The organism is Virgibacillus sp. 6R (assembly GCF_001895305.1).
In the GTDB taxonomy this organism is placed as follows: Bacteria; Bacillota; Bacilli; order Bacillales; family Amphibacillaceae; genus Virgibacillus; species Virgibacillus pantothenticus.
The window spans coordinates 3,608,772-3,632,384 of record NZ_CP017762.1 but is presented as its reverse complement, the minus strand read 5'-3'; the positions used below and the strand labels follow the sequence as shown (position 1 = coordinate 3,632,384).

The window sequence follows — 23,613 nt, the reverse complement described above, 5'->3', positions numbered from 1 at the left end:
TTTTTATGAGCCAATGCAGAATCCTAACATTGGCTCTGTTAAACTATTGCGCCAAACCTAGCTCTTCCATTAACCCTGTTAATTCTTCTGTTTGCTCTTTTAAGAACTTTTTATACTCTTCATGCCCCATAAACATCTCTGTCCATCCATACTGACTGCGTATTTTCGCAAATGCCTCCGAATCACTTAGCTCTTTAAACTTTTCCTCATAGTATTGAATAGCACTTTCATCCATATTCGGTGGTCCAAAAAATCCTCGCCAATTAACGAACGTTGCATCAATTCCTTGTTCCAGTGCAGTTGGAAAGGTAGACAAAACATCCCCTTCTAATCGTTCAGGAGCAGTGATGCCTAGCACTTTAATTTTTCCAGCTTTCACCTGTTCTACTGTTTCTGCTACTCCAGTAGAGTAAACATCGACACTACCATTTAAGAGATCCGTTAATGGAGCACCTTCCTGATTAGATACATATTTAATTTTCGTTACATCAACTCCGGCTTCCTTTGCAATTTTCACAAATTGCATATGATCCATGCTTCCTGGCGCCGAGGCACCTACAACGGAGATACTTTCCGGATCTTTCTTCATATCTTCAAATAGTTCATTCAAATTGTTCCACTTCGCATCCGCCCTAACAGCAAATGCAGCATAGTCAGCAATTAAGTTAGCTAGCGGGGTGAAATCTTCATGGGTTAATTCTGTTTGACCATTCAGCGGTACAAAGATAAGTGGTGGCGAGGAAACAAATATATGATGGTTGTTCCCTTCAAGGTTATGAATATAAGTCCAAGCAATGGAACCCCCTCCACCTTCTTTATTCATAACGCCGATATCTTCGTCAATAATCCCCTCTTCACTAAATACTTTAGCTACAGTTCTAGCAGTAGTGTCCCACCCTCCTCCTGCTCCTGCAGGGGCAACCATTTCAATTGCTTTCTCTGGTTCCCAATTTTCTTCTTCACTCTTTGATTTCGACTCCTGCTTACAAGCTGATAGAATACTTATAACAAAAATTAAAAGTAATAGAGCAAAAACCTTTTTCATCAAACTCCTCCTCGTATAGTATATTTTTGCGTTCCTTTTTCTGGTGTATAGGAAACAATAAAATTAGGTGCTTGTAGATAACGAAATAACCGAATCGTCACGTCCGGCTCCATATCCCAGCAACGATGCGACTTTAGAAATGCGCCCTACGATAAATCATCATCAGTTCGTCCCTAAGAGGAAGGCCGACTAAAAACGAGCTTGTCGCCCAGACGTCGGCATACCCCTGTTTTAGTGGCATGATTCCTTTATCCCGTAAAAAGGCGTTGTAGACTCTACTTCAAGAATGGAAGCGGGGATAAACAAGTCGAAGTGGGAGGTAACAGCACCTAAATCGATTCGTTCCATTCGCTACATTGCTAAACGGGCGCCCCCGAGCCTTTGTTCCCTAATGAAAACGGCATCTGCAAAGTACAGTAGTTACTTTCCACTGTAGAGCGCACTTTCCGTAAGTCTGCTTGAGCTTCCACACTCACAAAAAACGCTCTTTGCAAGGGTTAAATAGATCTTTATTTGTTCATCACTATAAGGTTTGGTCATTATCTTATAACAATATCCGGCTAGAGAAAACGTTTACAAATTAACGAACTTAAAAAATAATAACAAAATTTTGTTCATTTTGTTCACCGGTGAGAATTACTAGATTTGGTTGAGTTAAGAAATGATATATTTTCTTTCTGGTCTCCCTACTATTCCGTATTCGAGCTCTGCTTCTACTTCTCCCATAGAAATTAAGTATTCTAAATACCTTCTCGCCGTCGTTCTAGATGCCCCCATTCTCAGACTCATCTCCTCTGCAGTTATCCCTTGTCTTTCTTGTTTTATTATCGCTTTTACCTTTTCTAGCGTTAATGGGTCTACGCCTTTTGGTAAATCGGACCGCATTTTATTTGCGGAAGTTACTTTTTCTCCTCTAAATAATTGATCAACTTCCTCTTGACTAACAGAAGCATGAGATTGTAGCAAATTTCTTTTTTGCTTATATTTTTCAATAGTATGGAGAAACCGTTCCATTTTTAATGGCTTAATAATATAATCAAACACCCCATAGTCTAGTGAATTCCTAACCATATCAATATCTGTTGCCGCTGTGATCATAATAATATCTATATTAGAGGATATTTTTCTTATGTTTGGTAATAAATCAACACCAAGTATATCAGGCATATAAATATCTAAAAGCAATAAATGAACCTCTTGGTTTTTAATAAATTCGATTGTTTCTTTTCCATTTAGCGCTTTTCCCACTACTTCTACATCATCTAGTTGTGATAAAAACTGTTCATGAATATCAGCAACCCGAAAATCATCTTCAGCGATAATTATTTTGATCATTTACAATCCCCCTTTTTTGGTAGAAACACCGTAAGAATAGCTCCCTTTGTCCTGTCATTCTGTATTTCAATGCAACCCCCAAACCGATTAACCGTATCCTGAACTATTGCCAATCCATAGCCTCTTCTCTCGCCTAATTTCGTAGAAAAACCTTTGGTAAAGATTTTTTCTTCAACCATTATGCCACTTCCATTATCAGCAACTTCAAAAATAACATCGTTTCCTACATCAGTAGCGAAAAAAACAACTTTTTTTTCTTCATTTTCACTAACTGCCTCAAAGGCGTTATCCATAATATTACCTAAAATAGCTATTAAACTAGATAGATCCATATGTTTAGGTAAAGGCGAAAGCGAGCTGTTTTGATCAATGATAAATTGAATTTTTTTCTCAGAAGCCTTTGCAATTTTCCCAAGTAAAATGGCTTGTACATGGCTATCCTCTATTCGATCGAATAAAAGATGGTTTTGCTTCATGCATAATTTTAATTCAGCTTGAATCATGTCTACCGCCTCTGCAAATTTGCCAAGTTGCATAAGACCTGACAGTACATAAAGCTTATTAGCATATTCATGCGTTTGCGCTCTTAAATCTTCCGAATACTGCCTAACCTCTGAGATAGTTTCAACCATCTTTTTTACGTCTGTTTTATCTCGAAAACTTGCTACCACTCCAATCACCTTGCCGCTTTCTTTAACCACTTCTCTATTCATAATAACTAAACGGTTATGAAGATATATTTCTTCATTTTCACAAGGGTTTAAAAAATTCTTCAGTAAAGTATTTGGAAACACCTTTTCTATTGACTCATAAAGATAACTTTTATTACAGCCTAACATCTGAATAGCAGGTTGATTTATCATCGTAATGAGACCATTTTCATCAATTGCTATGATCCCTTCTTTTATAGAATGTAAAATAGCACTTCTTTGCCGATAAAGATTAGCAATTTCAAAAGGCTCCAGCCCTAAAGTATCTTTGCGAATATTATTGGTTAACATAATACCGCCAATAATTCCTATCAATAGAACAACTATAGAAACAGCACTAATAGATCGAATTTTTCGATAAATTTTCGCGTAAATATCTTCATATAAATAACCTACCGAAACAATGCCGATAATATTTCCATCAGCTCCAAATATCGGTGCATTACCTGTTAAAGCAGTCCCAAAAGAGCTGTCTGTCTTTGCATTATAATATTGTCCAAAAATAAGTGCTCGATAATTGCTTTCTCTCTGCTTCTTCCCGATCGATAATAAATCAGGATGTGCATATATAACACTATCCGCATTTTTAATAACAATATAATTCGCCTCCACTTGCATTTTTATACTATCTGCAATGGACTGCAATAATTGTATTTGATCTTTATTTTCAAATGCTGCTTTTACCGATGGCATAAAAGAGACCGTCTTAGCTACTTGCAATGCTAGATTTCCGATATCTTCTTCCGTCTGCTTTTTTTCAAACATAATATAGATACCTGACAGTAGAATAATAACAGCTAAAATTAATGAAATAAGTAACGTTAAAATTTTTGTCTTTAGTGAAACAGTTTTTAATTTACGTAACACCTATGCTCCTCCTAACGACTTTTTACATATTTTACTTTTAGATTCCTGCTTCACCCCTATATGAATGGGAGACGACTAAAAACGAAGTAAAAAGATATATGACGTAAAATATCGCGTATCATGCTTGCATTCCAATTTTTCTCCTTTCTTACTGAGTCGAAATGAAATTAAAACCCCATTCTAGTTATCCAAGGTACATGAACTGGAATGAGGATTAGCCTATTGCTAATTTTCAACTGCATATTACTAAATATTTTACCTAACTACAAAAATTTAGTCGACACCCTTTGCTTCCTTTGAGTTGTAAGATCACAAATCATTACATGTTACTATTGCGAAGGATAATATGACACCCGCTATGAATAAAGCTTTAAATGGCACCTCTCATGGCTAGCCACGAGGTTATTAGGAAGAGAACATATTTAGGAAAAGTGTATATGGCAACAGAACTTCTTATTAGTCAAGAGAATAATTTCCCAAAAGTGGAGCGTCTATACATACATTGCAATTATTATCAACAAATATATTCTCAAGTGATGTTTTACGGGAAAATGAAATTCCATGTTTTTTTACCATCAAGCATTGCAAAATCTTGAACCATTGCTAGTTCACCATAACGCCTGCTTAAATCTTGCAACAAATAATACAATAAGTTACGTAACTCCCATTCATCGCCAGTTAATTGATATCCATCTGTTCGAGAATAAACAATTTGTAAGCGCAGCGGCTCTATTTTTTGTTGCGCTTTTTTCATATCGCTTAAAATAGTTACATTGCTGACCTTAAGTGCCTGAGTAAAATGCACTAATGACAAATCATGCTGTGATAGCAAGATAAGTAAAACTAATAATACTCTCTCATCTTCAGAAGGAATATAATTGTCAACTACACGTAATTGATCTTGATCGTATAATTCTCCTAAAACTGGATGGATAAGGAATTTACCATTTTTTAATCGTTGCAGAACAGGGTAATTATTCTCCTTTAGCCAATTATTTATTTTCTCTACACTATATTTAATTTGTCGCCTTGACAATCCAGTTTTAGTTTCTATATCTTTACTTGACAAATTAGGATGACTAATCAGTTCTTCTAGAATTTCTTTACTCCTTTTATCAAGATACATGTTTGCCTCCTCCTTGCTTTTATTTTACCACCTATAAACCCGTTATTAGTTACGCTTTCATATAAGAATCTAGCTCATAATTTGTCCCACTTTTAAATCTGATATTCATAATTCTGATTATTGGTTTTTATACAATAAAAGCATGATTAAATAGAGACGGATCATCACAGCCACATGAATTACAATTTAAAAAGGAGACAGTTTACAATACATGTAACAGACTGTCTCCTTTATTCATAACTAATTTGTTATTTTACGCTTGATAGCATTTATTTATTTTTTTCATAACACCAGTTAAATATCTTACGCTCTTTTTAGTATTCTTTCTTGCAGAATAAGAAAGTATAAACTTAGGTGCTTGGAGATAACGAAATAACTGAATAGCCACGTCCGGCTCCATATCCCAGCAACGATGCGACTTTAGAAATGCGCCCTACGATAAGTCATCATCGGTTCGTCGCAAAGAGGAAGGCCGACTAAAACCGGGCTTGCCGCTCAGGCGTCGGCATACCCCTGTTTTTAGTGGCATGATTCCTTTATCGTTAGTTGATTTGTTCCATTCGCTACGTTGCTAAACGGGCGCTTGCGCCTTTGTTCTGCTTTAACAAATTAACTACTCCCACTCTAATTTTGGATCTTTTGTAACACAGTCGATATGCACATCTGCATGAATCGTACCACCAAATGTATGATTAGAACCAAACGCAACATGTACGGTATGATATGCCTTTTCGTCTTCTAAAATATTTCCAGTCAATCTCGCTTTATAATTCGTACCAATCCCGAGTTCTGCAAGCATTCTTCCTTGTCCCTCACCGAGTAATGCAAGTAATTTCTTTCCTTTTTCTCCTGTGGCATGTATAAGTTTTCCTTGTTCAATCGTGATTGTGATTGCTTCATTTAATAAGCCTATTCCAGCTATTGAACCATTGATTTCAATTGAACCCTCTGCCATTCCTTCCATTGGAGCAATATAGGCTTCACCAGATGGAAGGTTTCCAGATGCACTTGTTTCTCTAAATACCCCAGTACTAGCTATCCCTCGCCTTCCTTTAATCGGAATTACTAACTTATTTGCCTCTCCCGTCAAAATCGTTACAGATTTGGCAGCTGTCAATTTTTCCGCCATCGCTATGGTTTCTTCTTCTACCCGGCTGTAATCGGCACTCATCGCACCTTGCAAGAACATATCCTCTGTAATACCAGGCATTGTAATAACACTAACTCCTTTAGCATTCGCTTCTTTTCTTGCCACCGTATGCGTTAAAGAATGCTTTGTAAGGCAAAATACAAGCCTGTATCGCAGCATAAGCTCAGCAGCTTCTTTTGGTGGCTCTTCTCCTGATTTTGAACGATCCTCCATCATATAGAAAGTAGATGTCCACCCACCTTTTTTTAATGCTTCATTAAATTTTTTGGCTAATTTTTCTGTCGTTCGATCTGTTAGAACGAGTATTTTTTCAGTTTTTTCAATCTGGATATTATTCTTCATTAGTCGATTTACGGTTTGCTGAAATGCTTCCATGTTTATTTCCTCCTTCTCTCTCTAGAAAAGTATACACTAATTAAAACAAAAATTAATGCGAATACGGTTCCTGCTACTAGATTTTCATTTAATAATAAAACACCTAATAAAATGGTGGTAATCGGCATTAAATAAGTGATTAATAAAGCAAAGATAGGACCAGCTTTTTGCACAAGATAAAAATACAGCAGATTGCCAATTCCTGAATTAAATACCCCTAACATCATCAATGCACCAACATTTTTAATGTCCATGAAAGCTTGGTAACTGGATGGCTCGATGAATATCATAAACAAGCCTGAATAGATACTTCCTGTAAGCAACGAAACAAACGAAATGGTATACACCGTTACATTCCTTAAATACTTAGATGTGAAAATTGCCGATAACGCATATAGACTAACTGCTATCAATAAAAGAACCGCACTGCTGAAGGTAAAGTTAATCTTGTTAGAGGTACCTAAAAAGAAGGCTACAAGTATCCCAGTAAAGCCGATAAGCACACTAAATATTTCTTTTTTACGAAGCGGTATTTTTAAAATAAAGAAGCTGAAAATCACGCCCCAAATTGGACCAGTCGCATTAAGAACCGCACTTATTGTAGTGTCAAGCCCTTTTTGACTAAAACTCATAAATACCCAAGGGATACCTGTACTTAATAAAGTAATCCCTATTAACGGGAGGACATTTTGAAAATCCTGTTTTTTTCTCTTCCATAAAAAGAAAGGGAGTAACGTCAGACCTCCCAACAGACAACGATAAAATACGATAGAAACAGGATGAAAGTCTGGCAATACCATTTTTGTAAAATAGAAAGTAGAACCCCAAAGTAAGCTTAAAACAAATAAAGCAATGACAGGCATTTTTTATCCCCATTTCCTTGTTCTCCGGACGTAGAAAATAGACTCGGCATTCCCGAATCTATTTTTCTACGTATTCTAGAGCGATACGGGCAGTTAAAGTGCGCGGCAGGATAACCGGCAAACCGCTTCCAACTATCGCCATTTTTTTATGATGTTCATTATACCCCATACAATCGAGCACAATAAGATCTGCCCCATGCTGTTGCAAGCGTTCAGCAGCTCCTTTCACATCACTTTTTTCATAGGGAGAGGCAACTTCAGTTATTAGCGTTAAGTTACAAGTTGCCCATTTTCCAATTAAAGTCTCCTTCTGTTCTTCTAATGGAATAATTAACCCTAATACCCCAGTTGGTGAAATAGCTTGTACTGTATGAGTTAGAATCTGATCTGGATAAATAATCGGCTTGGTAGCTTTTAAAGTCGGGAAATCACCTGTACAAAGCATCATAACTACTTCTACTCTCATTTCTAATTCCGTGAGTTCTCTTTGTAAAAGCGGAAGGAGCCTTTGTTTTCCTATCTTTACAGCTTCCCCATTCCTTAATCTTGATATATAAGTTTGCTCCGTTAAATCTGGCGATATTAACTGCATATCTTCCATTTTCAGCCTATCTAATGCTCCACGCTCGATTAGCTTGATTTCCTCACCGAGTATCTTTTCGAAAGATGGCATTACGTCCGTTCTTGGGGACTGACCAATGGTTAACACACCAATTATACCTTTACTCATTTTTATTCCCTGCCTAATGTTTGTAAATGCTCCATGGAGCCATATTTAGCTTCTAAACGGGCAAATTCCTCCACATCATAAAACTCAAATTTTCTCTGTGTATACTCTTTAGCAACTTCAATGCTAAAGCGAACTGCTTGCGCAATGTCGACTTCATGACTAGCACCTGTTCCACATCCAGGGACCGCTGTTTTTGTCGTAATTGCTAAACCAACGACAGGTGCACTTGTTGCTACGGATGGTTGTAAAATACTATTGATATGATAGATATCATTCCCGTATGGAGTAATATCTTGTGTTGTTACAGCAAATGTTACTGGCAAATCACCTGTTGTCATTTCCATAATACGAATTAAATCATTGCTAAACTTTAAAATATATCCAGATTTTACAGTCGGGGATAAAGCAATTCCTCGGTGATTAAACACCTTGTTGCCTTTCGTTGTATCAATGGAAATAATAGCATCCATTTCAGGAACTACTTCATATTGATTCATCGTTAAAATATCAACTGGAGACCCCATAAATTCAACTGGTTCATGTGGTTGAGTTGGTGCATTTGGGCAAATATGAGTAGTTACGTATACGTCACCCGGCAACCGATCACCTTGTTCCACCATAGCTGCTAATTTTAATGCTGTTGCTACAGCAGCGACTGCACCGTCACCATCAGATACTAGGCCAATCCGGCTTGGTCTTGCACCTAATCCTCCTAGTCTGCCAACAATACCTAATGTCGGAGCGGAACCTCCACTACTCTTTCCTTCCGTACCTTTTATAATAATTTTAACAAAATCAGTAGAACCACATTCACCAGTTACTGTCGTATACTCTGCTTCTACATGCTCTTTATCCGCAAATAAATCTATTACCAGCTTACCGCTTACATATGAACTATCTAATAAATCCAAAGCTTCTAGTGTGTATTTTAAAGACATTTTCTAAACAGCTCCTTAAACAATCTTCTTTTGAATATAGGGTTCAATAACTTTTAGCAATTTTTCATTAAACATAGTTGTACTAAGCTTCAAATTTTTCTTTGGTATGGTAATAACAGTAATCTCCATCCCGTCTTGAATTTCTGCACTTACCAACGGCATACCTGTATTTGTATCAAATGTCATAATTAGATCTGGAAAAGTACTTCTTCGATAGCCTAATATTTCTACTGTCATGTATTCATTCCAGAACGTTAACTCAAGGTCATGATCTACATGTACCGTCCCAATATCAAAACCACCTGTTTTATTTAAGGAAAAGTATGTTACGATACCTGAATGAATTATTCTTCCTTTTAGATGGCTCGTTACTTGCTTAATTCGTTTTAATCCTTTAGGCGCCGATAAAAACAGTTCTCCAAGTTCCATCGCCTGACTAATTCCACCGATGGCAGCATGTTCCTTAACATATTTTATCTGAACTGGATTTCTGCATACCGCAACCATACCACCTGCTTGAACGGATACAGAGCGGACAGCACTTGCTGCCGCATCAAGACTGGCAATAACTGTTCCCTTTACCTCTTTTGCTCCTTTCCCGCCTGCAAAGGTCTGGATCGAAACATAGTCTGATACTTCTGACAGATTCATTGAGCCCATTGAACCCGTTGGATGAGCTCTACCATTACTAGGTGCATCTAAAATTGGCAAGCCCGTTGCTGCCGCTTGCAGCCAGCCATTAATTGTGGTACTTGCCCCATTCTCATTCGTCATTAACGCTTTAATCGGTTTGTTACATTCCATTTGCATTCGTTCTACGGTTTCAATTAACTGCTTAGAATTAATATACATCTCTTTGGCGGAAGGGGCGCCAACTAATGAAACACACGCTACATAGTCGTCATCTTTCAATTCATCAACAGTAATCAATTCTGGCCGACTGTTTTCCAAGAAGGCTAACTCCGCTTTCTCCAGACCATCATGAATCCAGCCTCCTCCTCCACCACCTAAAATACAACCACCATACACAGCATTTTTTGCATCATTTCGTGTTAGTAATTTTCTTGTCAATTAGATACAACCTCCCTTATTTCACTTTCCATATGGATGAAAAGAAGCTATAAATAGCGTCTCCAGCGATAAATCCGGCAGCTGTTGTATACATCGTATTTTCAGCCTCTGGACCTTTAACCTTCAGCACAATCGTACGAATTAATATTCCTGCCATTACAGCCCACCCCGCAATTGGATTAATAATTAAAAGACCAGTTGCTAAGAGAATCCCCATTTGTCGTTTTGGCCCGCCGATTAACTGAATGATTGCACCAGGAATGGCCCAAAGTAATAAAAGCATCCCTACATTTCCAGTTAGACCGGACTCTATTGTAATGGCATATGTTTTATCTACAGGCGGCACTAAATCCTTGGCAAAAAAGTTATTTGCAAACAGACTGACCATAACCATTGCTACTCCAAATCCTATTAATGCACTCTTTAATTGTTGTCTTCTTCCAAATAACTCTTGTTCAATAGAAGCGCCTTTACGAATAATTACCCCCGTTTTAAAGTCATAACCTAGATCAGCAAATGCTGGCCCTGTTGCTGCTGTATAACCTGTTAATAGAGCAAGAGCGACAGGTGGAAAACCTAGCAGCATGCCAATAATTAAAGAAATTAACGTTACTGCAAAGGCTGGAAACCATCCGGAGTGCATCGCAGCAATTCCTACAATAATCTCACTTGCTAAGGCGGCAAAAGCTGCGAATAAGACAAATAGGATTACTTGCCAAATCGGCATATCACCGATAATTCCTGCCATAATTGCTACTACAACAGCCCCGATAACATAAAGGATATACCCGAGTCCAAATCCCATTTGAATATCTTTTTCGTTTCTTGTATTCTCATGGTTTTCATCTTGGAGGATTTTTTTAATATTTTGTTTTTTAGATCTTAATAACACTAAAATGAATTGTAATAAGGCTATCATTCCAGCACCAATCATCATTCCATGTGGTATATAATACGTACTTAAATCCACTCCAAATAATTGGACGGAATATCCTCGAAGCAATAATCCTAAACCAAACATGGTTAAAGCCCAGATATTTCCGATAAACGCTACACCAAAGGCAGACATAGAAATACCGAAATGTGAGCCGATCATACCACCTATAATTCCTAGTCCTAAAAATTTAGCTTTCGCTCCACCTTCATCTCCAGCTTTTAGTGCCTCTGCAGTAGCTACTCCTGGTGGCCATACTTCATCAGCACTGAAAAGTTTTGTATCGAACACTTTATAAAGGATGAATGTATCAATTAATAATGCTACACCTGCTCCAACTAACATCGGTACGATTAACTCAGGCATGCCCATTACATAAGGAATCCCAACTGGAATAAGAAGGCTGTTAGCCGCCCCAAACGTGGCAGCAGAAATCGTTGTTTGCACTAAATTCTGATTTTCTAATGAGCGATACTTATAAAATAATTGCATTGGTATTCTGGCGATTAACATAGCAATTAAAGCACCTATAATTGAGGTATTGGGAGTTATCCCAAGAGATGTGATCAATTGCATACCAATAATTGCACCAAATAGAGCTACAATAATGGAAAAGATAATAAATGTAAGATCAAATGTTTTATTCTTCATTCCGGTTGTTCCTTTCTAAATAATTGATATGCAATTCCTTGTGCTTCTACTAAGTCAATTACTGGAACTTCTAGATGCTTTTGCAAATACGCTTTAAGGCGAATCGTAGAAAAACCGGTACAAGCAAATAAAATGACATCCGCACCAGCTTCTATAGCCTTATGGATAACCCGAAGCAATTCAGGCTTGGCATACTGTTGAAATAGGTCTGTCGTTTTTCGCAAACGTGGCGAAAATGCATAATTATAAAATGTTTCACCTAACTGTTTTTTCATTGCCGGCGGAGGTTGCTCTGTTATTCCAACTACCGCCACTTTACTTCCCACCATACTCGCTGCATGTGCTCCACATATACCTGCGCCGAATACTGGAATATCTACAGCCTGTCTTACCTCTTTTAGCCCGGGATCTGCGGCACAACTAATTGTAATTGCCCCAATTTCCTCATCTTCAGCCATTTCTTGTGCTAAAGCGACAATTTTAGGTATAGCGGCCTTTTCCGATTCATCGTCATAAATGCCATTTGGTTGGGAAGCAATACAGCTCGACTTAGACTCAATCCCGTATAATTCGGTCAAACGACTCCCATGCTCCTGTAAGACTTGATTGTCTTTTGTAGTTAGTACTCTTATAATTCCTAGCATACATTCACCCCTTTGTATGATTATAAATTTTTAAACAATTCGTAGGAATGGAATAAGTGGGAAAAAATCAAACCCAAAGTTTTCCCATATTTTCTTAGTGTAAAAGCAATCAAAAGGAATGAATGAGATATTAAAACATGGTGAGTGAAATGTATTTATGTTCTCAAAAAAATGCGTTGTTCCTATATCAGAGATAGGAACAACGCATTTTTTTCCTCTTTTATTAATATTATTACCAATGTTTTTAATAATCATATGCAAATGAGAGAGTTTTACAATCCGCTAAAAACCATCCTGTTAGGCTATTTTTCTGTTAACAAATGATACATAAACGGTTTACGATCACGTAAATAAGAAATTTCGGTGCGGTATTTGCGAATATCTTCAAGATCAATCTCTACTACCTCGACTGCTTCTTTATCTTTAGGCAACTCTTTTATAATCTGCCCACGTGGATTACATACCTTACTTTTACCAAATAAATGCAGTCCATGTTGGTCACCAACGCTATTTACACCAACTGTAAATAATACATTTTCCAAAGCACGCTGAGGCAGATTTAAATCCCACATATCCTCATCTTCTATTCTCCATGCAGAAGGCACAAAGATAATATTTGCTCCTTGTAAACAAAGACTTCTAGATACCTCTGGAAAGCCCGCGTCATAACAAATAGCAATGCCGATTTTTCCAAAGTCTGTATCAAATACAGGAAACTCCGATCCTTCTTTAAAGTAAAATCGCTCTAATGCCCATAAATGGGCTTTTGCAAAACTTCCAACTATATTTCCTTCTCTGTCAAAAACAAAAGCAGAATTATAAGCCACTCCTGCCAGCTCTCTTTGTTCCACAATCGGAGCAATGACATATACGTTATTTTCTTTTGCTGCTTGTCTCAATATTTCTACACTTTGTTGAAAATATTTTAAACCTAGTTCATTTGTTTTTTCCTTGAGATAAGCCAAATGATAGCCGGTAGAAAAGAGTTCTGGAAGACAGACGATATCACTTCCTTGCGATGCTGCCTGTTTAATAAATTTTACGACTTTTTGTAAATTAAACTCTACATCACCAAGCTTTGCCTCCATTTGAATAATGCCAATGGACACTTTTTTGGTCAACGAACTCAACTCCATTCTGTTTTTCAGTTAGATAACACTTTATTGTCAAATGCTTTTTCTAATACGAGATACAATAAGCCAGCTACAATAATTGAATTAATTGGTGCAATTCCAAATCCCCATTTTGAAGATAGGTAGGCAGCAACTACCCCGCCAATCCAGGCAAAGATTGCCAGCCAATGGATTCCTTTTCGGATAACAAGCTTCTTTTTCTGAATAATATAATACTCTACCCAAATCACACCGGCGATTGCTGACACAGTCATACTCAGAAAGCTTAAAAATCCTTGAAAAGCATTAATAATATTAAATGCCGCTAAAATGATACCCACACTTCCTGCAATTAACGTTAAATAAATTCGTTTTACATTTGGGAAAATATTTTTTAAGGCTAGTCCACCTGAATAAGCATTAGCTAAATTCGTAGACCAGGCAGCAAGGATTAATACGACAAAAGCTACCCAGTTAAATCCTAATGATTTTAATACTTCCGTAATATCTGTAGTCAATGCATTAACAGACATTATTCCGGCTGCAACTTGTTGAAAAAATGTCACTAATGCTACAGCGATAAATCCCACAATAACGACATCTTTCATTCCGCGTGTATAGCGAAGATAATCAGGAGAAATAACTGCACCTACAATAATTAAGCCTACAACAATATCAATGCCCTTAATCATTGTCATTGGGTTTTCTGGAGTATAATCAAGTACTGGACTCATCCCCCCACCTTGATCAATCGCTTTAATAAGTGCCCAAACAATTAACACAATCAGTGGTGGAATCGCAATATAATTAAACAATGCCATTGTGTTAAACCCATATGCTGCAACTACCACCATTAAAATTCCTATAATGATTACGGTTAACGTTAAGTTGATATTAGGAAATATTTGCTTTATTGATAGTCCAGCAACTCCAGCTTGAATACCAAACCATCCAAAACTGGTAATTCCAAGGATTAATGAAATAATCCAAGTTCCACCAATTTCTCCAAACGCCCCTTTAGCTATGACGTACGTATTTACCCCTTCACGGCTGCCGATATTTCCTTGAATAATGAGAATTGCCATAAGAATAAGATTCCCTACAATAGAGACCCAAATCAAATCCTTTAATGTTAAACCGGTTATTAATGTACTTCCTACCATTAAAGCAGAAATAGCAATGTTTGTCCCAAGTACGTTAAATAATGGTGCTTTCCAACCAATTCGTTCGCTTAGTGGAACAGGCTGTAGTATTAAATCTTCTCTTTCTTCCATATAATATTCCACCTTTATGTTTACGTTTTTATCTTAACATTTATCAAAAGCGTCTACGATAATTTTCAAAAAAGTCATCCACAAAGTAGAAACGGAAATACTACCTAAACAATCAAAATCTTTCTTTAAAATCATCTAAATAAAATTTATTAGTGCATGTCCAAAAGAATTCAACGAAACGTAGTTCAAGCTGAATAGATAGTTAAGAACTACCTCGTTATAATGAAACTTCACTCAGCAGGGCTTTTCCTTTCCCTTACTGAAGTTAGTACCGCAAAGGGTATGACCTAAAGGCTTCCTGAATGAATTGGGCATTTAAGTGACGTTTAGTCGAGTCAACACTTAAATTTCTTCGTATTCTCGATACCTCTTGAAGCGGAAGGTCTTACGGTCTTAGATAAGCCAGCCAATAACAAAATGTACATGTTGAATCATCTCGATTATTTCAATAGCTCACCTGCTGCCTTTACACTTATACGTGTTGCATTACCAGGTAAATAAGCTAGTGGAACATCTTCAATTTCAACAATTTTACAAGTATCAGGATTTGCACCAGCAGCGATTGCTTCCTCAATCGCTAAGTGTTTCGCTTCTTCAATTGCTTCAAAACGTCCGAATTGATCTAATGAATAAATGCGTTCTACTTGTCCACTAACCTGACTTATCGCTGACCCAATAGCATTAGCAACACCAAAATTTTCAGGTTTATAAACGTTGGAAGCTCCCTTTAATTGCCCAGGAAATAAAACACTTCCACCACCAACGAGAATAACAGCTTCAGGTTCTCCACTTGTTTTCATTTGATCAATAGCATTCTCTACCATCGCTATCATTTGTTGATAAATTTTTTCCAGCAATGGCACATTTAAATGTGCCACATTATTGTAATCTCCAATATTTGCTTTTCCTAAGAAAACAGCAATATCCGTAGCTGTTAACGTGTCACCACCAAACACCATTGCTTTCTCCTTCAGACGATATCCAACACTATCTGGACCAATTGTAAATGTGTTATCTTCCTTAATACGTATGATGGTGCCGCCTCCTAAACCAATTGAAACAAGATCAGGCATACGGAAATTAGTACGAACTTTACCAATTTCAACAGCTAACGCTGATTCACGCGGAAAAGTGTCTACCAATACACCTACATCTGTAGTAGTGCCCCCGACATCGACAACGATGCCATTCTCAACATCTGACAAATAAGATGCACCACGTAGACTATTTGTTGGCCCACAAGCAATTGTGTAGATAGGGTATTTCATAGCATATTCCACTGACATCAGAGTGCCATCGTTTTGTCCAAAATAAACTTGACAGTCGATTCCTTCCTCATATAGAGCAGCGATAAATCCGTTAGCCATCGCTTTTGCAACATTAACTACAGAAGCATTTAAAATGGTTGCATTTTCGCGTTCAATAAGACCGACACTACCGATTTCAAACGACAAAGAAATAGGAATATCATCACCTAATACTTCTTTTACAATTGCCTGTGCAGCTTCTTCATGATCCTGAGTTACAGGCGAAAAAATCGAAGTAATCGCTACAGAATCTACCTTTCCTTTCATCTTTCTAGCAGCATCATAAATTGCTTGCTTATCTAATGGAACAATTTCTCTCCCGTCATATTCATGTCCGCCGCGAACAAGATATACTTCGTTACCTAAGCGTGACTGTAAATCTTCCGGAAATCCGATAAGCGGTTTAACAGCCATACTAGCAGGAGCGCCAATACGGATAATCCCAACTCTATTTAAATGTTTGCGCTCAACGATGGCATTGGTACAATGTGTAGTACCAAGCATAGCATGCGTAATTTGTTGTGTTGGGATATCAGCTTGTTGCACAACTTCTTTTAAAGCTAATAAAATCGCCTCACTGATATTGTCTTGTGTAATTATTTTTGTCGCTGAAATTACCTCCATAGCTTCATTTAAAATAACCGCATCTGTGTTTGTCCCACCTACATCAATTCCAATCCGATAGGAGCTCATTTTATATCACCTCCTCGCTGGTTATTATTTCAATTGGTATATATTCTAAATCATAGCCGAAATATCTCGGACCAACCGTTTCGATTCCCTTTTCTGTTCTCCATTTTTCGTTGCATGCAATGCCGATTACTGTACATCTCACTCCATACCTTAGGCCTTCTGTCGTAATTGGCTGTCCAGTTTCATTATCAAGCAGACAAATTAAATCAGGAGTAATGCACACAGGCTTGTCGTTTTCTGTAGCAAGTAAAAATTCATTTTGAAAGTGTAGGGATAGTGTTTTTCCCTTATCTTCATTCATTCCTTCTATTGTTGCAATTCCTCTAGCAAAACCTGTCGATGTTTTCCGATCTATGTCTATTACCTTTCCTTCAAATAATGAATAGCCACTTGTAAAAGATAATACTTCCTGAATCGGATTTTGCTTTGATTTTCTAATAATTTTTCCTATCCCTTCAGCAAACGTTAAACTTTTAGCTACACCACTATTCTTCACTTGCTTTCCAGACATGGAGTATTGAGCAACTGTAGAAGAACCACCCATTTGAACCGTTATGTTACGAGCAATTCGTTCTGACCAATGATTATCGATTGTCTGAAGAATGGAAGTATTCCCTCGTTCGTCAGCGATGACCAAAGGACTATTTGAAATACCGTCTAGATAGAATGTAACCATTTGTAGCTCTGGAAAAGCTCTTCCCATACCATCAACATTAATAATTGGTAGACCAAGGCGAGCAGCAATTGCTACCGGAAGCAATGAATTTACTCCACCAATTTCAATCGGCATCGTTGCAAAAATCTCTCTTCCTAAATGCTCTTCCATAAGTTGAAACGCATTTTTTGCTTCATTTTCTCCAGGTGCTTTTTCAAATAATACAGTTGGAGCTCCCATCATGCCAATCGGTACAACAAGAGCATCGTCTGGTACTTCATCAACCTCAAGCATTTTTACAGGACCATGCTCTTTAATAGCTTGTAATGCCATTAATTCTCCAATGTAAGGATCACCCCCACCTCCCGTACCAAGTACCGCAGCTCCAACCGCAATATTCTTTATTGCATTTTCATCCAAATAACGCATTACAAAGTCTCCTTAATTAACTATTTGTTTTGATTATTTCGAATATTAATATTAAAATTTCTGAGCAACTTTTATCTATGATGAATAATAACATATTCACAGACTTTTCTTTTTAAAAAATCATCATATCTGTCCATCCCTTTTTATAATTATAAATTTTTTAACAATTCTCAGGAATGGAATAAGAGGGAAAAAAATTCAGGTTACGTTTTCCCACTTTTGCCATGGTACTATTTATGAGAAAAAAGTTTCCGTGTTGTTCTACGAAACAAGGCAAGATCTATAAAAAGTTTTCAGAATATTTGTTTTTGCTATATAACAGCATTTTCATCAAAACAATAACGGTTCAGCGGGGATTTACCCTACATTTCCTACTGATAAAAAGCAGACAAAAGCTAGAAGCGCTCAGGCTAGACGTACAAACTGGAAATCTTCTGAAGCGATAAAGCCGAAACTTCATGCTGTGGAACGCTTTTTCCAAAGAATGCAGCACCACAAGGGTATGACCTAAAGGCCTCTGAACCAATCGGACATTTAGGAGTCGTTATCTCATCAGACGGAAAATCATAAACACTTTTTGAATGGAGAAAAATACGTCCTTACATTTGGATAAGGGAAACTTGCCTTTAAAACAAGGGTATGCCGACGCCAAGCGACAAGTCCACTTTTCGTCGGTCTTCCTTTAGATTCCGAGCTGATGTTAACCATAATTATAGGAAGAAGAATGAAGTTTGCTAGGTCTGAAACACTTCAGTTAAACGGATACAAGGATACCTGCCGTAGAAAGCATACATATAGGTCTCTAGAATAAAAATTGATCATATCAGATCTTTAATCATTAGACAAAATTTTAAAATAAAGCGATTGTCGGCATCATTTAAATCCATATTTAATAACTGCTCGATTTTTTGTATTCGATAATTTAGTGTACGGCGATGAATAAATAATTTTTCTGAAGCCTTTGACACATTACCATTTTCATTCAAATACATTTGTAGTGTTTCCATCAAATCGTTGTCTTCTTGAAGCAATGGAAATAAAACATTTTGTGTATATCTGCGAGCAAACAGATCAGAAGTCAGTTGGAGAAGAATTTCGTAAATGCCTAGTTTATCATGTGTATAAACCGTATGTTCCGGCTTTATTTTTAAACCGATCTCCATTGTTTTAGTTACTGTATGCACGTGCTCCTCAAAGCTGGTTGGAGTTTTAATCGATGGGCTAATGGCAACGCGGGTAAAATTCCAGCTGTCTTCTCCATTAAATCGTTCAATCATTTCATTCCATTGAGCTACAATTTGACCATATGTTTTTTCTTTACAATACAAGAACAAATAAAACTTATTATACTTCTCAAAAATAAAGTTTTCGCAAGTTGTTAGCTGATTGACGAGCCCATAGAGTTCTTTTCTAATTAAGCTAGAGTAATCAATAACTTGGTGCTTTGGATAATTCGTTAGTTTCAACCAATTCCCATAAAAATTAACAATTATTGCCGTCTTCGTTGCATTGATATCATCCAGATGCAATAAAAATTGTTCGATTGCCTCTGAATCATCCTGTCGATTTTTTTGTAAATATAGTTGGTCACTGATAAAGAGCTGACTTAATTTATTCGCCACATTGTTTAAATGATTTGGGGAAACACCTTGAAACAATTCTTTGTCCGTATAGGAAATATGCAAAATAGCAAACAAACTATTTTTCCATATGAGAGGTAGAAGAATCTTTCTGCGCAACCCCGTTTTATAGAATACTGCATATTTATTCGTTAAGACGTCATTCTCCCATTTAGTAACTTCTTTGATATAATCAGAATAGTAGGGCTTCGAAAACAGCGAAGTGGATCTCCGCCAGCCATCTGCATGAAATAAAGCAGCCGCATATAACAAACGACCGTCTAAATCTTCAATATATACAGGGGAATTAACAATTTCAGCTATTCGATTCAATGCTTCTGGTAAAGAGGAAAAACTGGATTGTTCAATTTCATACAATGGATGCTGCAATTCTACTGTTTTTTGCTGTTTTTCCAAATAAAGTTTTTCATATAGGGGTGTTAAAACACTAATATAAGTAACATCCTTTGGAATGGTTACAATTGGAAAATTATGCTGATCTGCTAAATGAATGATTTCAATTGGGATAGAAGTAATAAAGCGTCCTAGTTTGATGACGATTCCAGCAGCTTTTTGGTGAATTAAAGCTTGGACAATCTCAACTTGCCTGTTTGGCAAATCTTTAATCGAATAAAAGGTTGTAACAACTAAAACCCCAGGCGTTACCCAACTCATTACCTCAGGTACTTCCATCACCTCAATAGCTGTGATATCACGAGATATACCTTTTTCTCCAGCGATAACTTTTCCTCTTGCTAACCCACCAATCAACAATGCATCCTGTATTTTCATAAGAATTCTCCCATTCTAAACAAATTCTTAGTTGAAATATTAGTCGTCATAGTTTGTATACTTATTATAATAGTGTAATTTGCCAGTAAATGAAACCTATTAGACAAAATTTGAAATTTTTAGCAGTGGAAAAGCATGCCTTTTCAGAGTGTTTGTTCATATGGAATAGGAGATGTTAAAGTCTAATCACCTTGTAGGGTCTTCCTCCTCAAGCTTCAAGCAAATCTATTTTAGAGAAAATTGTATATTTTTATTTTTGGTGTATGTAAAACTGGGTTAAAAATGACCTTTGGAGAAACTTTTCTAATTAATGATCCCTTCTTTCTTTAATTGCTGGATGCGTTTTTCCTTTCCCCCAGTCGTACATCATTTCATTAATAGGCAATAAAGTATAGTCCAATTTTGTCATAGAATATTCTACTTTAGGCGGAGACTCCGGATATACTTTACGACTGACGATAAAACCTTCTATTAGCTCTTTTAACTGGTTGGAGAGTGTCTTATGAGAAATATTTTCAAATAAACGTTGCAAACTGTTAAAACGGTGCGGACCTTTGACACCTCAATGCCATAAAATGACTACTTTCCATTACCACTTATAATAGATAAAGTTAGTTCTTTTTCACAATAATATTCCCCATTTTGCAACTTCAACTGTATTTCTTCACGCAACGGATGATGCATATAAAACTCCTTTCTCTATTCAGCAAGTTTTTGAGTTATAAGATAAAGGGAAACGGAAAGAATTTCAAGTAGTTTATCCGAATATTTAGTAGAATTTAAATGGGAAGCAACATCCAAGTAATATTAGGTTACCTATAAAACAAAAAGAAACCGGAATAGCACCCCTAATTATTGAAAACCAAAAAGCTCTTAAAAACTTTTGGAGACACTTATTTCCGGTTGAATAAAAAATGATACACCTAGTAAATTTATTATAGAGGATGTTCAAAAAGTCAGACGACATGATACATCGAATTTCATCGTATGTTAGAATGGCTAAAATTTTGCGTTGAAGTTTAGATGAGGTAATCACTTTGGAATTAGATAACTACTTTATTAAAAAACCATCTCTTTTATGGTATGATAAACATTGTACATATATTTAATAGTAAAAAATTAGAAAGGAGTTTTTCATTTTGGAATTAACGAATGAAGAAAGAATGCTGGTGAATTCTGAACTAAATCGAAAGGGAAAAAACATGCTTTTAGCATATGTATTGCTTATCTTTTTAGGTTCGTTAGGTATTCACCGATTTTATCTCAACAGAAAGGGATCTGCTATTGCACAGTTGTTATTAAGTGTTATCGGATGGATAACTGTTTTTATAATTATTGGATTTATACCTCTTGCAATAGTCTATATTTGGTTATTTGTTGACTTATTTTTAATACCTGGGATGGTTAATCGTGAAAATGAAATCATTGAAAAAGAAATTATTCAAAGTTTACGTTAATTAACAAAAGTAAAAATTCGACTTGTTTGTAGCAAAAATCTAGAACCATTCCTTTTTATACGGAATTATACCTCTTTTATACAATAAGCTAACAAAGAAAACATTGTCCGCTTGATTAATTCGTAAACAAAAACAGTCCGTACACTTTTATTATTTCTTAGGTTACTTACAGTGTACGGACTGTTTGTTATGATGTAATTTAATACCTTTTATAAAATGGTTATTTTTGTGTTTGATAACTTTGGTTTGTAACTTTATGGTTATCCACAATCAAATAGGACTCTTTAATCGGCTCGTTACTTATAAAGCTTGTTAGGATTTCTTGTACACCTTCTTGAATTCTTTCCTGCGCTTCAACCGTCATCCCAGAGTAATGAACCGTAAGCCCTGTTTGTTTGAGAGAGCGCCAAGGGTGATCATAAGGTGCTGGTTGTGGGTACCAAACATCGCCACCATAGCGAATCTTGCCACTTTTAACTGCTTCAGCAATTGCTTCTTTTTCAACAATTCCACCTCGAGCGCAATTAACAAGTACTGTACCATCCTTCATTTTATTTATGACGTTTTTATCAAATTTATTTTTCGTATCCTTTGTTAATGGCGACTGAATTATAACGACATCAGAGGTTTGTACCAATGTATCGAAGTCTACATATTGAATTCCCATTTGATCTTCCAGTTCTTTTTTTCGATATGGATCATGGTATTGTAATTTTACTTCAAACGGCTTCAAACGTGCAGCTGTTAATTGACCAATACGACCAAATCCGAAAATACCTACCGTCTTGCCAATCATATCATGTGCTTCTGCACCTACTTTAGGTAAATCCCATTCACCTGCCGCAGCTTGTCTGTGTCCTTCCTCATAATTTCTTAGCAATAATAATGTTTCCATTACATTTTGTTCAGCGACACTAATATTATTACTGCCAGGTATTTCGGCTACAGTGATTCCTTTATCTATCGCTGCATCAAGATCTACATGATCAGACCCAATTCCAGCTGTAATTGCTAATTTTAAATTTTTCGCTTTATCTGCCCTTTCTTTGGTAATATAAGCTGGTAAGAAAGGAGAGGAAATAACTACATCAGCCCCCTCAATATGATCATCTACTTCCTTATCACTTGTAATGATTGTTAATTCATAATCTGTGTTCTTTAAGAATTCTTTCAGCCCTAATGATTCTTCCTTAGATAATAGTTGTGTGGCACTTGTTGTTTCTGGAAAAAGTGCTAGGATCTTCATGTTTAGTCCCCCTTTGTTAATTATTGTTTGTAAGATCCTTAACGACCTATAGAACGATTCCCTCATCTTTGACAATATTAAACATAGTTGAATATTTCTATTGTTAAAGAGCTGCAAATTAGGTGGCACGGCTTATACTTCCGGGTACACATATTAATAAAAAATTGCGTCGTTTTTAATAGACCAAAGGCGCGTGCGACCGTTTAGCAACGTAGTGGTGAATGGAACGAATCAATGAGATAAAGGAATCATGCCACTAAAACGGGGGGATGCCGACGTCTGGGCGGCAAGACGGTTTTTAGTCGGCCTTCCTCTTAACAACGAATCGATGAAGCCTTATCATAGGGCGCATTTCTAAAGTCGCATCGTTGCTGGGTGCTTGCGCCGGACGTGACGATTCGGTTATTTCGTTATCCCCAAACATCTGATTTTATACTTTTTTATCTTTTTAAAATACCCATCCATATAAGTAAATAGAGTCTTATGTAATGTTTATTCTTAAGTAGGAAGCACTGAGCAGTTGGATTATTTTTCAAAGATAATGGTAAGAGACTAACTTTTTATTTCGTTTTCTTCCTCATTCATTTTTT

At 36.6% G+C, this 23,613-nt stretch carries 18 protein-coding genes and 1 pseudogene; 1 reads left to right on the top strand and 18 read right to left on the bottom strand.

The features are described 5' to 3' along the window. Positions 1-43: 43 nt before the first annotated feature. From BKP57_RS16540 to BKP57_RS16460, 17 genes and pseudogenes are all read right to left on the bottom strand, one after another. Positions 44-1,045 (bottom strand): tripartite tricarboxylate transporter substrate binding protein, encoded by a 1,002-nt coding sequence (locus BKP57_RS16540; protein WP_072742015.1) that lies wholly within the window; start codon positions 1,043-1,045, stop codon positions 44-46. 654 nt (positions 1,046-1,699) lie between these two features. Continuing rightward, on the bottom strand, positions 1,700-2,380 hold the full coding sequence (locus BKP57_RS16535) for a response regulator (protein ID WP_050352035.1): 681 nt from the start codon (positions 2,378-2,380) through the stop codon (positions 1,700-1,702). Beyond that, positions 2,377-3,957, bottom strand: a complete 1,581-nt coding sequence (locus BKP57_RS16530) for a sensor histidine kinase (RefSeq protein ID WP_072742014.1) — start codon at positions 3,955-3,957, stop codon at positions 2,377-2,379. Before BKP57_RS16530 ends, BKP57_RS16535 begins: the two co-directional genes overlap by 4 nt. A gap of 541 nt (positions 3,958-4,498) precedes the next feature. Next, positions 4,499-5,083, bottom strand: a complete 585-nt coding sequence (locus BKP57_RS16525) for a helix-turn-helix domain-containing protein (protein ID WP_072742013.1) — start codon at positions 5,081-5,083, stop codon at positions 4,499-4,501. A gap of 613 nt (positions 5,084-5,696) precedes the next feature. Then, positions 5,697-6,608, bottom strand: coding sequence for an aminopeptidase (locus tag BKP57_RS16520; RefSeq protein ID WP_072742012.1), 912 nt, complete (start codon positions 6,606-6,608; stop codon positions 5,697-5,699). 2 nt (positions 6,609-6,610) lie between these two features. Then, positions 6,611-7,471, bottom strand: coding sequence for a DMT family transporter (locus tag BKP57_RS16515; RefSeq protein WP_072742011.1), 861 nt, complete (start codon positions 7,469-7,471; stop codon positions 6,611-6,613). 58 nt (positions 7,472-7,529) lie between these two features. Continuing rightward, positions 7,530-8,201, bottom strand: coding sequence for an AroM family protein (locus tag BKP57_RS16510; RefSeq protein WP_072742010.1), 672 nt, complete (start codon positions 8,199-8,201; stop codon positions 7,530-7,532). A 2-nt stretch (positions 8,202-8,203) separates the two neighbouring features. Beyond that, positions 8,204-9,139 (bottom strand): DUF1177 domain-containing protein, encoded by a 936-nt coding sequence (locus tag BKP57_RS16505; protein WP_050352029.1) that lies wholly within the window; start codon positions 9,137-9,139, stop codon positions 8,204-8,206. A gap of 15 nt (positions 9,140-9,154) precedes the next feature. After that, positions 9,155-10,210, bottom strand: coding sequence for an S-methyl thiohydantoin desulfurase family protein (locus tag BKP57_RS16500; protein WP_050352028.1), 1,056 nt, complete (start codon positions 10,208-10,210; stop codon positions 9,155-9,157). A gap of 16 nt (positions 10,211-10,226) precedes the next feature. Then, entirely contained in the window at positions 10,227-11,795 is a 1,569-nt protein-coding gene (locus BKP57_RS16495) for an OPT/YSL family transporter (RefSeq protein ID WP_072742009.1), read from the bottom strand. Then, positions 11,792-12,439, bottom strand: coding sequence for an aspartate/glutamate racemase family protein (locus BKP57_RS16490; protein ID WP_072742008.1), 648 nt, complete (start codon positions 12,437-12,439; stop codon positions 11,792-11,794). The genes BKP57_RS16495 and BKP57_RS16490 overlap by 4 nt, the downstream gene beginning before the upstream one ends. Positions 12,440-12,741: 302 nt before the next feature. Continuing rightward, positions 12,742-13,560, bottom strand: a complete 819-nt coding sequence (locus BKP57_RS16485; protein ID WP_083547307.1) for a nitrilase-related carbon-nitrogen hydrolase — start codon at positions 13,558-13,560, stop codon at positions 12,742-12,744. A 23-nt stretch (positions 13,561-13,583) separates the two neighbouring features. Next, a complete protein-coding gene (locus BKP57_RS16480) occupies positions 13,584-14,825 on the bottom strand; it encodes a cytosine permease (RefSeq protein ID WP_072742006.1) in 1,242 nt (413 codons plus the stop codon). Between the two features lie 440 nt (positions 14,826-15,265). Continuing rightward, positions 15,266-16,825 (bottom strand): hydantoinase/oxoprolinase N-terminal domain-containing protein, encoded by a 1,560-nt coding sequence (locus tag BKP57_RS16475; RefSeq protein ID WP_050352023.1) that lies wholly within the window; start codon positions 16,823-16,825, stop codon positions 15,266-15,268. Position 16,826: 1 nt separating this feature from the next. Next, positions 16,827-17,909 carry an S-methyl thiohydantoin desulfurase family protein gene (locus BKP57_RS16470; protein WP_050352022.1) on the bottom strand — a complete coding sequence of 361 codons (1,083 nt, stop codon included), beginning with the start codon at positions 17,907-17,909 and terminating at the stop codon, positions 16,827-16,829. An 818-nt stretch (positions 17,910-18,727) separates the two neighbouring features. Beyond that, entirely contained in the window at positions 18,728-20,320 is a 1,593-nt protein-coding gene (locus BKP57_RS16465) for a PucR family transcriptional regulator (protein ID WP_072742005.1), read from the bottom strand. Positions 20,321-20,627: 307 nt separating this feature from the next. Beyond that, a pseudogene (locus BKP57_RS16460) lies at positions 20,628-21,004 on the bottom strand (winged helix-turn-helix transcriptional regulator). 455 nt (positions 21,005-21,459) lie between these two features. Between BKP57_RS16460 and BKP57_RS16455 the strand changes: the two are divergent. Further along, positions 21,460-21,777, top strand: coding sequence for a TM2 domain-containing protein (locus BKP57_RS16455; protein ID WP_232231201.1), 318 nt, complete (start codon positions 21,460-21,462; stop codon positions 21,775-21,777). A 220-nt stretch (positions 21,778-21,997) separates the two neighbouring features. On the opposite strand, the gene BKP57_RS16450 is transcribed toward BKP57_RS16455, so the two are convergent. Next, entirely contained in the window at positions 21,998-23,023 is a 1,026-nt protein-coding gene (locus BKP57_RS16450) for an NAD-dependent formate dehydrogenase (RefSeq protein WP_072742004.1), read from the bottom strand. Positions 23,024-23,613: the final 590 nt, after the last annotated feature.

Bases quoted from the DNA above. Each gene is read 5' to 3' on its own strand.
- BKP57_RS16450 (WP_072742004.1), bottom strand. From the start codon at position 23,023: ATGAAGATCCTAGCACTTTTTCCAGAAACAACAAGTGCCACACAACTA.
- BKP57_RS16540 (WP_072742015.1), bottom strand. From the start codon at position 1,045: ATGAAAAAGGTTTTTGCTCTATTACTTTTAATTTTTGTTATAAGTATT.
- BKP57_RS16470 (WP_050352022.1), bottom strand. From the start codon at position 17,909: ATGCGTTATTTGGATGAAAATGCAATAAAGAATATTGCGGTTGGAGCT.
- BKP57_RS16515 (WP_072742011.1), bottom strand. From the start codon at position 7,471: ATGCCTGTCATTGCTTTATTTGTTTTAAGCTTACTTTGGGGTTCTACT.
- BKP57_RS16490 (WP_072742008.1), bottom strand. From the start codon at position 12,439: ATGCTAGGAATTATAAGAGTACTAACTACAAAAGACAATCAAGTCTTA.
- BKP57_RS16520 (WP_072742012.1), bottom strand. From the start codon at position 6,608: ATGGAAGCATTTCAGCAAACCGTAAATCGACTAATGAAGAATAATATC.
- BKP57_RS16495 (WP_072742009.1), bottom strand. From the start codon at position 11,795: ATGAAGAATAAAACATTTGATCTTACATTTATTATCTTTTCCATTATT.
- BKP57_RS16535 (WP_050352035.1), bottom strand. From the start codon at position 2,380: ATGATCAAAATAATTATCGCTGAAGATGATTTTCGGGTTGCTGATATT.
- BKP57_RS16475 (WP_050352023.1), bottom strand. From the start codon at position 16,825: ATGAGCTCCTATCGGATTGGAATTGATGTAGGTGGGACAAACACAGAT.
- BKP57_RS16505 (WP_050352029.1), bottom strand. From the start codon at position 9,139: ATGTCTTTAAAATACACACTAGAAGCTTTGGATTTATTAGATAGTTCA.
- BKP57_RS16510 (WP_072742010.1), bottom strand. From the start codon at position 8,201: ATGAGTAAAGGTATAATTGGTGTGTTAACCATTGGTCAGTCCCCAAGA.
- BKP57_RS16480 (WP_072742006.1), bottom strand. From the start codon at position 14,825: ATGGAAGAAAGAGAAGATTTAATACTACAGCCTGTTCCACTAAGCGAA.
- BKP57_RS16525 (WP_072742013.1), bottom strand. From the start codon at position 5,083: ATGTATCTTGATAAAAGGAGTAAAGAAATTCTAGAAGAACTGATTAGT.
- BKP57_RS16465 (WP_072742005.1), bottom strand. From the start codon at position 20,320: ATGAAAATACAGGATGCATTGTTGATTGGTGGGTTAGCAAGAGGAAAA.